General features: G+C 44.3%; 13 protein-coding genes and 1 riboswitch. Of the genes, 10 read left to right on the top strand and 3 right to left on the bottom strand.

Annotation, left to right across the window (positions count from 1 at the left end; translation table 11 throughout):
* Positions 1–173: 173 nt before the first annotated feature.
* Positions 174–599, top strand: a complete 426-nt coding sequence (locus ACKA06_RS17140) for a DUF4395 domain-containing protein (RefSeq protein ID WP_058297493.1) — start codon at positions 174–176, stop codon at positions 597–599.
* A 53-nt stretch (positions 600–652) separates the two neighbouring features.
* On the opposite strand, the gene ACKA06_RS17135 is transcribed toward ACKA06_RS17140, so the two are convergent.
* Positions 653–1,387 carry a ZIP family metal transporter gene (locus ACKA06_RS17135; protein ID WP_411160252.1) on the bottom strand — a complete coding sequence of 245 codons (735 nt, stop codon included), beginning with the start codon at positions 1,385–1,387 and terminating at the stop codon, positions 653–655.
* Positions 1,388–1,540: 153 nt separating this feature from the next.
* Here ACKA06_RS17135 and ACKA06_RS17130 point away from each other — a divergent pair, with 153 nt between their 5' ends.
* From ACKA06_RS17130 to ACKA06_RS17115, 4 genes are all read left to right on the top strand, one after another.
* Complete coding sequence (locus tag ACKA06_RS17130) at positions 1,541–2,080, top strand: YhcN/YlaJ family sporulation lipoprotein (RefSeq protein ID WP_064563793.1); 540 nt, start codon at positions 1,541–1,543, stop codon at positions 2,078–2,080.
* A gap of 137 nt (positions 2,081–2,217) precedes the next feature.
* Complete coding sequence (locus tag ACKA06_RS17125) at positions 2,218–3,429, top strand: MFS transporter (protein ID WP_411160264.1); 1,212 nt, start codon at positions 2,218–2,220, stop codon at positions 3,427–3,429.
* Between the two features lie 150 nt (positions 3,430–3,579).
* A complete protein-coding gene (locus tag ACKA06_RS17120) occupies positions 3,580–4,440 on the top strand; it encodes a CvfB family protein (RefSeq protein WP_032088116.1) in 861 nt (286 codons plus the stop codon).
* A 112-nt stretch (positions 4,441–4,552) separates the two neighbouring features.
* The gene (locus ACKA06_RS17115; RefSeq protein ID WP_411160251.1) at positions 4,553–5,098 is read left to right on the top strand and encodes a GNAT family N-acetyltransferase; all 546 of its coding nucleotides are present in this window, start codon (positions 4,553–4,555) and stop codon (positions 5,096–5,098) included.
* A gap of 87 nt (positions 5,099–5,185) precedes the next feature.
* Here the strand turns inward: ACKA06_RS17115 and ACKA06_RS17110 are convergent, their stop codons facing one another.
* Both ACKA06_RS17110 and msrA read right to left on the bottom strand, forming a co-directional pair.
* A complete protein-coding gene (locus ACKA06_RS17110; RefSeq protein WP_411160250.1) occupies positions 5,186–5,332 on the bottom strand; it encodes a hypothetical protein in 147 nt (48 codons plus the stop codon).
* Between the two features lie 56 nt (positions 5,333–5,388).
* Positions 5,389–5,919 (bottom strand): peptide-methionine (S)-S-oxide reductase MsrA, encoded by a 531-nt coding sequence (gene msrA / locus ACKA06_RS17105; protein ID WP_411160249.1) that lies wholly within the window; start codon positions 5,917–5,919, stop codon positions 5,389–5,391.
* Positions 5,920–6,089: 170 nt separating this feature from the next.
* Positions 6,090–6,284: riboswitch (cobalamin riboswitch) on the top strand.
* A 155-nt stretch (positions 6,285–6,439) separates the two neighbouring features.
* Between msrA and ACKA06_RS17100 the strand changes: the two genes are divergently transcribed.
* The 5 genes from ACKA06_RS17100 to proC all read left to right on the top strand — a co-directional run bounded on the left by ACKA06_RS17100 (position 6,440) and on the right by proC (position 12,636).
* Positions 6,440–7,378 (top strand): ABC transporter substrate-binding protein, encoded by a 939-nt coding sequence (locus tag ACKA06_RS17100; RefSeq protein ID WP_032088119.1) that lies wholly within the window; start codon positions 6,440–6,442, stop codon positions 7,376–7,378.
* Positions 7,341–8,393: a FecCD family ABC transporter permease gene (locus ACKA06_RS17095; RefSeq protein ID WP_411160248.1), complete on the top strand. Its 1,053-nt coding sequence runs from the start codon at positions 7,341–7,343 to the stop codon at positions 8,391–8,393. Before ACKA06_RS17100 ends, ACKA06_RS17095 begins: the two co-directional genes overlap by 38 nt.
* Before the next feature lies 1 nt (position 8,394).
* The gene (locus tag ACKA06_RS17090) at positions 8,395–9,864 is read left to right on the top strand and encodes a heme ABC transporter ATP-binding protein (protein ID WP_064563784.1); all 1,470 of its coding nucleotides are present in this window, start codon (positions 8,395–8,397) and stop codon (positions 9,862–9,864) included.
* 329 nt (positions 9,865–10,193) lie between these two features.
* The gene (locus tag ACKA06_RS17085) at positions 10,194–11,144 is read left to right on the top strand and encodes an LCP family protein (RefSeq protein ID WP_197671153.1); all 951 of its coding nucleotides are present in this window, start codon (positions 10,194–10,196) and stop codon (positions 11,142–11,144) included.
* Positions 11,145–11,790: 646 nt separating this feature from the next.
* Positions 11,791–12,636 (top strand): pyrroline-5-carboxylate reductase, encoded by an 846-nt coding sequence (gene proC, locus ACKA06_RS17080; protein ID WP_058297485.1) that lies wholly within the window; start codon positions 11,791–11,793, stop codon positions 12,634–12,636.
* The last annotated feature ends 6 nt before the right edge of the window (positions 12,637–12,642 follow it).

Here is a 12,642-nt window from a genome sequence, read left to right as displayed (position 1 = left end):
ATGCGTACGGGTCAAAAAGATAGCGTTTAAGGGAATGAAGTCAACCCGGTCCACAGTAACGGGAAGCTCGCTTTTTAAAATGGGCGGTGATTGACAACTTTTTATTTTGATAAATGAGATCAATTGGAGTACACTATAAATACATAAATTCCAATCAGAAAGGTATGAATTAAATGAATGCACCCCATTCGATTCCCAAACCTTTAGTCGATAGCAATCAAATCTTCATTATAATAACTGTCTTAATCTCGTGGATTACAAAGGAGCCTTGGATCCTGTTCATTCCTTTTTTAGCCGTGTTTTCAGGTGTCTTGTTAAAATATAACCCCGTTATAAAGATAGGGAGATTGTTTCTGAAGAAAGCTCCAGCTGAGTACCGCCAGGAAGATGCCGCGCAGCAGCGATTCAATGCAGGGATTGCATCGGTTTGTCTGGGGGCGGCCCTTATCAGCAGCAGTGCCGGATGGGTGACAGGATACTATCTGTTTTCAGGTATGGTCCTGGCCGCGGCTGCCGTTGCGCTTGCAGGATTCTGTATAGGATGTTTCGTCCGCTACCAATGGCAGCGGTTCCGGTATAAATTGAGAACCGCAAAATGATATACTGTATATTAAATGGCCGGCCCTCTGAGTTTTGAGGGCCGGCCATTCTATTATGAAATATTGGTGAAGATAAAAGAAAGGATGATGCCAAGAGCAGAAACGAACCCGACAATCGGTCCTCCTTCTTCAAATGCTTCCGGCAGCATGGTAGAAGAGACCATCGCGAGTAACCCGCCGGCACCGAATGCACCGATGATATATTCCGTGCTCTCAGGTGCACCCTCCAAAAACACGTATCCCAAGAGAGCGCTCAGTGATGAAACGATCACAACACTCCCCCATAATACCAATATCTTCTTCGTGCTGTAGCTGTCGAGCTTCAACCCGATGCTGCTGGACAATGCTTCGGGGAAATTGCTGATAAAAATGGCGATGATGAACACCCATTGAACCGACTGGCCGCCAAGGAAGCTGATCCCGATAATAATCGATTCCGGGATGGCATCCATCAGTGTCCCTATGTAAATGGCCAGTCCTGAGTGACCGTGCGGATTCTTCTGTGAACGTTTCCGCTGGCTGCCGCCTTTTTTATTGATCCATAATTCGAATAATGTAAAAACAGCCGCACCTGCCAGGAACATGATCGTAATATGCAGGATATTGGCATTCCCACCAGCTTCACTAAGCAAATCGAAGGTAGCTGATCCAATGATTAGTCCAGTTCCGAAAGCCATGATAAAGGCTGTGATTTTCTTGGGAATTTTAAAATGGATCCCCAATAGGGCTCCCAGAAATAACGATAAACTTGCCACTCCTCCCCAAAGTGCCGCCTGCGCCACATCCATTCCCCCTTGCTGAGTTTTTTCTGCTCCAAATTGATTACTTGTATCATTCCCTATTATCACTTCCCTTTAAACAAGGGAGAAAAATGTATAAGAAATGAGATTGGGGAAATAGTAAGAGGGATGATTCAAAGTGAAATTCAAGGAGGAAACATCATGAAGAAATACATCGTCTTAACGTTAATGGGTGTCATGTTCGCAGGTGCGGCAGCAGGCTGCGGGACCAACAATGATAATATGAACGAGCAGGGCATGAACACTAATTATGACAATGGAGCTCTTGAAAGAGTCGGATATGACCAGAACAGACCAAGGGATTACATGAACGTGAATGATAATAATATGGGTAATACAGTAAATGAAGATTACTCACTTTCAAAAGAAGCTGCAAACAATGTAGCGGACTTGAAAGATGTGGACAGAGCATATGTCATCACAACGGCACGCAACGCGTATGTTGCAGTCACGTTGACGAATGGTGACAAAGGAAACATCAGTAAGGACCTCGAAGACAAGATTGCCGGAAAAGTAAGAAAGGCAGATGCCGGACTGGATAATGTCTACGTATCAGCCAATCCTGATTTTGTTGATCGAATGAAGGGATATGGCGATAAGTTTCAAAATGGAAAACCGATTAAAGGGCTTGGGGAAGAATTAAGCACTACATTCCGCAGAGTATTCCCTGACCGCCAGTAAAAATGACTAAAAAGCCGTCGAGTCGAGACTCGGCGGCTTTTTTAGTCATTTTTCAGGTGGTCAGTGTCTGAACGATTCGGTATACTATTTAGCATACCGAAATAATTAAAGGGGGAGATTCTTTGGCTCAGGCAGCCTTGAAATCAGTACATAAACAAAATGCTACGATATACGGAATTTTATTTGCCATCAGTTCGGGGCATTTTATCAATGATACCTTGCAGTCGGTCGTACCGGCCATGTTCCCGATCATAGAGAAGTCCCTTCAGTTAAGCTATACGCAAATCGGATGGATTGCGTTCTCTTTGAATATGACGTCCTCACTGCTGCAGCCTGTATTTGGTTATTATGCTGATAAGAAATCAAGACCCTATTTACTGCCATTAGGCATGTTTTCCAGTTTGATTGGGCTTGTCGGCTTTGCTTTATCCGGGCATTTCTTGTGGATCATCCTTTCTGTGTTGTTCATCGGCTTTGGTTCCGCGATCTTTCATCCTGAAGGTTCGAGGGTGGCCTATATGGCTGCCGGCCAGAGGAGAGGGCTTGCTCAATCGATTTATCAGGTCGGCGGGAATACGGGACAGTCACTCGCACCCATCATTACAGCCTTTATCTTCGTTCCTTTCGGACAAAAAGGGGCACTGTGGTTCTCGATTGCAGCGATTTTCGGGATTCTCGTTTTATTAAGGGTATCTAAATGGTATTCTGAACGGGTAAAGGAGACTGAATCCATTCAAATTCGCTCGAAGAAAGTTACTCCTTCCAAGCCGTCGCCACTTCACAACAAGATCAAATGGGCGATGGTGCTGGTCGTATTCCTTGTGTTTGCCCGTTCCTGGTATGGTGCAGGTCTGTCCAATTATTATCAATTTTATTTAATAGAAGATTACGGGTTATCCATCAAGAAGGCGCAGGCCTATATTTTCGCTTTCATGTTTGCCGGTGTACTCGGTACGTTCCTTGGAGGCCCGTTAGCTGACAGATTCGGCAAACGGAATATCATTTTCTTTTCGATGCTTGGCGCAGCACCGTTGACACTGGCGCTTCCGTATCTGCCGCTTGAGGTCGTTTTTCCCGTTATTTTCTGCATAGGATTCATTATTTCCTCAAGCTTCAGCGTCATCGTGGTGTATGCTCAGGAGCTGCTGCCTAAAAAGATCGGAATGGTTTCAGGGCTCACGGTCGGCTTTGCATTCGGGATGGGTGCAGTAGGGGCTGTTCTCTTCGGGGGATTAGCGGATCTTTATTCGATAAGGTTCGTTATGATTTTGTGCAGTTTCCTGCCGCTCCTCGGAATGCTGACATTCCTGCTGCCGACGGATGAGATGGTCCGGAAGTTGAATCATTGATCTGTAAATGTTGGTATTTTCGAAATATACTTTTTACTTTTTGCGAAGAATAGACACTATACACATAGAAGAAAAAAAGATATATTAATTCAATACACGTGTAATGAGCGGATTGTTGCTATTACAAAATGAATGGGAGGAATCTGAATAATGTCTTCGCTGAAACCCGGAACGGTTGAAGAACTATATGTCGACCAGGAAGTCCCATACGGCTTCTTTTTAACCAATGATGAGGAGGACCGCGTGCTGCTCCATCATTCAGAAATCACAGATGAAATTCAAGAAGGGGATACTGTCAAAGTATTCCTTTATCACGACAAGGATGTCAGACTGACGTCGACCATGCGCATCCCGAAAGTACAGGTGGGAGCATACGGATGGGCGGAAGTAGTGGATAAACGGGAAGACTTGGGAGTGTTCGTTAATATCGGACTGCCTAAGGATATTCTGGTATCCGCAGACGACCTTCCAAAGTTTCTTTCCCTGTGGCCTGAACCCGGCGATCAACTTTTCTTGTCATTGAACCGCGACAAGCAGGACCGTCTGTACGGGAAGCTTGCCACAGAGAATATTATTGAACAAGTATCGAGAAGAGCTTCAAGGGAAATGCTGAATGCAAAAGTACAGGGGAGGGTATACCGACTGTTGAAAGTGGGTACATTCTTTTTGTCCGAGCAGGGATATCGCTGTTTTGTCCATGAAAATGAACGGAAGCAAGAGCCGAGACTCGGGGAGCTTGTTGAGGGAAGAGTCATCGACGTGAAGGATGACGGAAACCTGAATGCCTCTTTCCTTCCATTAAAACAGGAAAAGATGCAAGATGATGCCGAAGTGATCCTCTCTTACCTTGAGCAGCGCAATGGCGCCATTCCGTTCTGGGACAAAAGCCAGCCGGATGAAATCAAGGAACGCTTCAATATGAGCAAAGCTTCCTTTAAACGGGCGATTGGAAAGCTGATGAAGGAAAACAAGGTTTATCAAGAAGAAGGCTGGACGTACTTGAAAAAATAAAATAAAGACTGAAGAAGAGCGGAGATTGGTTCCGCCCTTCTTTTTTTATATGCAATTAACGCATGCGTTCCTCCAGTATCTATATGTTAGAATGGAGTGGAGGAGGGATTTAATGGAAAATGCATTTGATTATACATTAGAAAAGGCTGGACTTGATGATCTTGATACTGTTTTATACTTACTTAAAGATGCCTCAAAATGGCTGAAAACCCAAGGTCTTCAGCAGTGGGATTATTATTTGACGGATATGGAAGGGAATCTTAAAGAAATCTCTGATTCGATTAAGAAGGGCTCAACTTATTTACTACTTATAGAAAATAGGGCAGTGGGAACTTTGACGTTGGAAAATTCGCCGAATGAATGGGATTGTGAGTTGTGGGGATCTGATGCAGATGAAGACGTGTGTATGTATTTACATCGCTTAGTGGTGGATCGTGAGTGGAGAGGGAAAGGATTGGGTGACATCTGTTTAGATTGGGCTGAATCTTACTGTCAGGAAAATGGATATGAAAAGATAAGGTTTGATTGTCTGCACAGCAATAAAGGACTGAATCAATATTATCAGAGAAGATTTTCATTGAAGGAGACCGTCCATATCCACGGGGTGCACAACAAGTACGAAAAGATAGTTGCAGAACCGAGAAAATCTGGCGATTGATGGCTTTTCTTGGTGGAGGATTTCCCCGGTTCCTTATTCTTAAGTTATACAAAAGGTATCATTCTATTCATCGCGGGCTAAACATCATCATTCATTTTGTTTTCTTTCCTCGCCATGTTCAGCATTTTTGTCATTCACTTTGTCTTCATCCGGGTAAGGATCGAAGTAATTGACAGCTTTGCCGGGACCTTCAAAACCTACTACCTGTTCCTTGTCCGATTGATTTTTTTTCATCATGCAAAACCCCTTTCCTTCTTAGTATTTGAGAAAGGGGATTTTGTCATCCGGGATTATTGCTGCCAGTGGCGGTCGATGAATTCATCCCTGCCTGATACTTCACGGTCCTTTTTATATTCATCAGGATTTTTCTTGTAAAATTTTTGATGATATTCTTCGGCACGATAAAAAGGTGCGGCCGGAAGAATCTTTGTGACGATTGGCTTTTGGTATTTTCCGCTTTCGGCCATTTTCTGTTTGGAAGCCTGGGCTTCTTCTTTTTGTTTATCATTGTGATAAAAGACAGCCGTGCGATACTGATTCCCGCGATCATGGAACTGTCCTCCATCGTCTGTCGGATCGATCTGCGGCCAATAAAGGTCCAATAATTCCTGATAAGAAAATAAGGAAGGGTCAAATGTGATCTGGACTACTTCATAATGTCCAGAATCCCCTTTTTTTACGTCTTCATAAGAAGGGTTATCGACATGGCCGCCTGAATAACCAGATTCGACTTCTATAATGCCGGGTAATTCATCAAATGGTTTAACCATGCACCAGAAACATCCTCCGGCAAACGTGGCATGTTGAATTTCTTTCGTCATTCCAAGAACCTCCCGCAGCTTTTTGCTGCTGTAATGTGGTAAAGAAAGTTAAGATTGAACAAATTTTATCACTTCGCATGAGGGTTTGACAATCAAAAAGATGCATCTGTGAAGCAAAAAGATATTTACCGGACGGGGATGCTCCTGTATAATTCATTTGAACGGAAAATTACATAGTTGAATGTTTGGGTGAAGCGGAATAGAATCATATTCCATTGCTTCTTAAAAGGGAAGTTGGTGCAATTCCAACGCGGTCCCGCCACTGTGAATGGGAGCAAACTGCAGGAACCACTGTATGAAAATACGGGAAGGTGCAGCAAGCAATGACCATGAGCCAGGAGACCTGCCTGACATCTTAATGACACTGGTACTACGCGGATAGGAAGGTGTAACGTGCATACTTGGATTCAACCTGTTTTTTATATGCATTTTACACAGCATCCCCATACCGGCCGGGGATGTTTTTTTATTTGGAAAGAGTGAAAGCGGTTTTTATTATGACAGAAAGTAGGAGAGAACAATGAAAAGAATCAGTCTATTATTAATGTTAATGCTGTCTGTGTTATTTACGGCTGCCTGCGGGAGCGAGCCTGGTAATCAAAACAGCGGACAGGGTACCGAAGAGAAAGCTGCCGAAGAATCGGTTTCGGTAAAAGACGCCTTAGGGGCTGAAATTACGCTTGAATCAAGACCGGAGAAAATTGTTACGTTAATCCCGAGTAATACGGAAATACTATTCGAACTCGGACTGGGTGAAGAAGTGGTCGGGGTGACCGATTTTGATAACTACCCTGAGGAAGCGGCCGAGAAGGAGAAGATCGGCGGAATTGAATTCAATGTGGAGAAAATCATCAGCCTGGATCCCGATCTGGTGCTTGCGCATGAATCCACGGCGGTAAGCGCAAAAGAAGGACTGGATCAACTGCGTGACGCCGGGATCACTGTCTATGTGGTACGTGATACACAGAAAATCAACGAAGTATATACCATCATTGAGAACATCGGGAAATTGACAAGAACGAAAGGCGATGCAGATAAGCTGGTTGCTTCCATGAAGAAAGACCTTGATGAATTAAAATCAAAGGCCGGGGAAATCAAAGAGAAGAAGAAGGTATATGTAGAGGTGGCGCCGGCACCGGATATTTATTCTACCGGGAATAATACATTCATCAATGAAATGCTTGAACTAATCAATGCGGAAAATGCCATGAAAGATCAGGAAGGCTGGATAGCAGTGAACCAGGAAGAAGTCATTTCCGCAAATCCTGATGTCATCATCACGACGTACGGTGATCATGAACAAGTAGTGAGCCGTGACGGTTGGCAGGATGTAAATGCAGTGAAAAACGAACAGGTTTATGATGTCAACACGGACCTCGTTACGCGTACCGGCCCGAGATTGGTTGAAGGAGTAGAGGAAATTGCCAAGTCTGTTTATCCGGAGATTTTCAAAGAATAATATATGGGTTGTTTATCTGATTGCGCTGGCCATCCTCATCCTGGCGCTTTTAGCGGGGATATCAATCGGGACTTTAAAGGTTCCGATCATAGATATCATCAAGATCATCAGTGCCGAATGGCTGCCGGGTGTCCCTCTTGGGGGTGTCGATCCCATGCATTCAAATATTGTATTTTCCATTCGTTTACCGCGTGTACTGCTAGCTTTACTTGTGGGAGGCTCGCTGGCTATTGCCGGGGCCTCCTTTCAAGGGCTGCTGCGGAATCCACTCGCTGATCCGTATACCCTTGGAATGTCCTCAGGTGCATCGGTGGGAGCGGTCGTCACCCTCTTTTTTAATATAAGCCTACCGTTTCTCGGTTTATTCACGCTGCCTGTACTCAGTATCATAGGATCATTGTTCACTGTATTCCTCGTATTGGGGTTCGCAAGGAAGGTCGACCGAACGATGAAGGTGGAAACGATCATACTGACAGGAATCATCTTCAGCTCATTTCTCGGCTCTGTCATTTCCCTCATGATCGCTTTATCAGGGGAAGAGCTGAGGCAGATCATCGGTTGGCTGCTCGGCAGTGTATCAATGAGAGGCTGGGATTATATTTTTATTGTCCTGCCATTTTTTATTCTGGGAACGTTGATTTTGATGTTCAATGCAAAAGAATTGAACGGGATGAGCTTCGGTGAAGAACAGGCCCGTCATATAGGGATTTCCGTTCAGAAGAGAAAATACTTGATTCTGATTGCGGGAAGCACATTGACAGGTGCGGCCGTTGCCGTTTCAGGGACGATCGGATTTGTCGGACTGGTGATCCCTCACTTTATCAGGAGGATCATTGGATACGATCATTCGCATGTGCTGCCGCTCTCCATCATTATTGGCGGGGCATTCCTCGTGGTGGCCGATCTCGTGTCCCGAATGATTATCAGTCCATCCGAATTGCCGATCGGAGTGATCACTGCTTTGATCGGGGCACCGATTTTTGCTTATATTCTGATCAAGAAGAAGGGGGGATAACATGCTTGAAGTCCATCAGATTTCCGTTGGGTATGAGGATGCATCCGTTGTGGAAAACATTGATTTTCATGTAGGCACAGGTGAGTTTTTCGGTATCCTTGGGCCGAATGGCAGCGGGAAAACGACTCTTTTGAAGGCTTTGTCGGGCATCCTTCCTCATACTGCAGGGACCATTCGATTGAACGGGAAACCGTTGAATCATTATTCATCCAAGGAGCTGGCGAAACTTGTAGCCGTGCTTCCCCAGATTACCTCGCACTCCTTTTCCTACAGGGTGAAGGAGACGGTCATGCTGGGTCGTTATCCTCATCAAAATGGGTTATTTAAGTCGGTTTCCCCCCAAGATGAAGAAATCGTTCAGCAGGCATTGAGGCAAACCGGGGTCGAAGCCCTTCAGGACCGGAGGCTGGACGAGCTTTCCGGAGGGGAGAAGCAAAGGGTGTATCTCGCACAGGCGCTTGCACAGGAACCAAAAGTCATCCTGCTCGATGAACCGACCAATCATTTGGATCTTTCCTATCAAAAGAATTTGCTGGAATTATTGAAAAAACAAACAAAAGACCAGGGATTGACCGTAATCTCGATTTTCCATGATTTGAACCTGGCAAGCCTTTATTGCGACCGCCTCATCATGCTGAATAAGGGTGAAACGAAAATAGTCGATCATCCGGAAGAAGTATTAAAGGAAGAACATATAAGGGAAGTATACGCTACAGAAGTACATAAGCAAGCCCATCCACAGGTGGCCAAACCGCAGATTGTCATCCTTCCCGAAGACAATCCGGCAGCGGAAGCAGCTCAGCCGGGGGAGGCTTTCTTGCATGTTACACCTGAAATGATCACCTATCGGTCGCCAGTCCATATGAAGTGTATGTCTTCAGGCGTGACCGGATCCGGATTTGGATGGTATAAAAATGTGGTGAACAGATACGTGTCACCACATTATGATTGCACCGATTACAGAGAAGATATGATGAATTTTCTAGTGGGAAACGATCTCGATCCATCTTTTACAGTGGGAATGATGACGGCGGTGAATCTCGAAGATGTGGCATATGACTCGTATTTGATGGAAGGACATTCGATCTTTGTCGTCGTGACAGCAGGCGTCGGAAATGCAGTGGATGTGACTGCAGTACATGAGTATCCCCAAGAGCTGAGGCCGGGTACGATCAATACATGGGTTTTCGTAAACGGCAGGCTTTCGGATGAAGCCTTTATCGAGGCGCTGGTCATTTCCACCGAAGCGAAAGTAAAAGCGATGCAGGAGCAGAATGTCGTTGACCACCGAACAGGCACCCTTGCCACGGGAACACCGACGGACAGCATCCTGATCGCATCGACCCACCAGGGGACATCCTACCCCTTTGCCGGCAGCGTGACACCGCTTGGACGGCTGATTGGAAAAGGCGTATTCGAAACGACGAAGAAAGCTATTGAATCGTACAGGAAAAGATCGCGCAAATCATGAAAATGTGCGAATTGTGGGCTGGATCTCTATTTAAGGATAGGGGCCCGGCTTTTTTAGTGGCCAGTGGTTTAATCTTTTTTTGTAAGGGTAATACCTTTTAGGACCAATTAAACGGACTTTCTAAAAGGCGGGGACCATTTTATCCTAGGCTGGAAGCACGAAATTTTAGAGATATATCCTGCCAGTTATGGTAGTATGAACTATATATTCTTGTCCCTTTGGTAATTCATGCATGCTGCTCCATAACCTGAGTATTGAGTTACCGGGGAATGTAGAGTAAAATCTTTCAATAGCTTGCTGCCATTTCATTTAACAAAGAAGGTGGAACAATGGAATCAAGACTCGACCGTAAAAAAACGAAGAAAAAAAGAGGCAGAAAAATAATATTAGTGCTATTATTGATCATTTTTTGTTTAGTGGGTTATTCTGCGTTTCAATTTTATAGAGGCTATCAAATGGCCGATGGTGAACAAAATATGAAGGACTATAAATTCAATGGTGTTAAAGACGAAAACGGAAAGATAAATGTATTGCTGTTGGGCGTTGACAGCAGGGGCGAGGAGAAATCCCGTACAGATACCATGATGCTCGCTCAAGTCGATCCTAAGACCAATGAAACGAAACTGGTTTCATTTATGCGTGATATTTATGTGGAGATCCCGGGATACCAGAATTATAAGTTGAACACAGCGTTCTATCTCGGAGGCCCTGAATTGCTGCGCAAAACGATAAAGCATAACTTTGATATCGACATCCAGTATTATATGATGGTCGATTTCAAAGGATTTGAACAATCCGTAGATATTCTTGCCCCTGAAGGGATTGAAATGGATGTAGAGAAAGCGATGTCTGAAAACATCGGAGTTTCGCTTCAGCCAGGGGTGCAGAAGCTGCACGGGAAAGAGTTATTGGGATACGCAAGATTCCGTCATGATGCAGAAGGTGACTTTGGACGGGTTGAGAGACAGCAAAAAGTCATCACCGCACTTAAAGAAGAGGTACTCAGCGTCGGCGGTGTCACGAAGCTGCCGAAACTTGCCGGTTCCATCCAGCCTTACATTCAGACGAATATGAGCAAACTCGATCAAATATCGCTGGTCAAAGATGTCTTGTTAAGTAACAAGGATGAAATCGACAAGCTGACAATCCCGGTCGAGGGCTCCTATGATTTCGGAAGCTACGAGGGAGTCGGATCAGTCATCGAATTGGACTTTGATCAAAACATCCAGGCATTGAAGGATTTCCTGAATGGAAAGAGCTCCGATGAAGTGACGGAATAATAATTGAAAAATGGTTAAGAATGCACATCGGACGTTTTTGTCTGATGTGCATTTTTTTGTAGGAGAGTGGGGTGATGATTGGGTGCTTGGGCGTTGATTGAAGTGTGGAGGCGTGATTGGCGGGCCTGATTGTGGTGTGCCGCTTCCTTAATGTATATTGAGGTCGTTTTTAACTTATTTTTCCAAGTGACGGAATTATCGCTGAAATTAAAAGATTATTGGCCGGTTTCGAAAGATTATCAGCCGTAATTAAAAGATTATCGGTCAAAATTCGAAGATTAAAGGTCAAAATTAAAAGATTCCCCAACCAAACGGCTATAGTCCTTCAACTCACCCCCTCAAAACCCCGCTTAATCCCCAATTGTAAATCCAATAATTCTGATTATACGGGATTATTAGTGATTTGAAGCTCTCAGAAGGCATTTGAACCACATAAATGGGAATGACAACGCTTCCACTTTCTTTTTCGGCGTATTCCTTACTACTTCCGGATATCGCCTTGATATCATTTACCAGCGTGTTACGATTATAAACGTTGTGAACAAAGCACAGGACAAAACAAACATTGAAAACAAAAAATAACATTAAAAATAAAAACATAACTGAAAAACAACCTTATTAAATGAAAGAAACGGAGTGGATATTTTTGTTGAAAAATAAAACAATCGCTTTTCTTGGTGCAGGTAATATGGCTGAAGCAATGATTTCCGGAACGGTACAGAGTGGAAAGATTGCTAAGGATCAAATCATTGTCTCCAACCGAAGCAACAAAGAAAAACTTCAGGAAATAAATGAAAAGTACGGTGTACGCACATTATTGAAGGATCAACTTCCGTTCAGCGAAATCGATATCCTCATCCTTGCAATGAAACCAAAGGATATAGATAAAGCGCTGGATTCAATCAATCATCTCGTCAAGAGCGATACAGTCATCATGTCGGTGCTGGCAGGAATCACGACATCACACATGGAAGAACAGCTTCCCGGCGGTCAATCTGTCATCCGCGTGATGCCGAATACGTCAAGTATGCTTAAAGAGTCTGCTACAGCAATCAGTGCCGGCAGATTCACTTCAGAAGAAGATATGATGAATGCGAAAGAACTTTTATCAAGTATCGGTGAAGTGTATGTAATCGATGAAAGTAAGATGGATATTTTCACAGGGATTGCCGGAAGCGGACCAGCTTACTTCTATTATTTAATGGAACACATCGAAAAGACAGGAGCAGAAGCCGGACTTGATCCTCAAATGGCACGGAAAATCGGTGCACAGACCATTTTCGGGGCAGCCAAAATGATGCTGGAAAGAGAAGAAACACCAACACAACTAAGAGAAAACGTAACATCCCCTAATGGCACAACAGCTGCCGGCCTTGATGCACTTGCACAATTCGGCGGAGGTAAAGCTATCTCAGAAGCTGTAAAAGGAGCAGAAAAAAGATCGAAGGAAATTAGCTCTGAATTACAGTCCCGTCAACTCGTGACAAACTAAAATAAG

The sequence above is a fragment of the Rossellomorea oryzaecorticis genome, from assembly GCF_045897515.1.
Classification (GTDB): Bacteria; Bacillota; Bacilli; order Bacillales; family Bacillaceae_B; genus Rossellomorea; species Rossellomorea enclensis.
The sequence above is the reverse complement of the archived record's forward strand: the minus strand, read 5'-3'. Positions and strand labels throughout refer to the sequence as shown.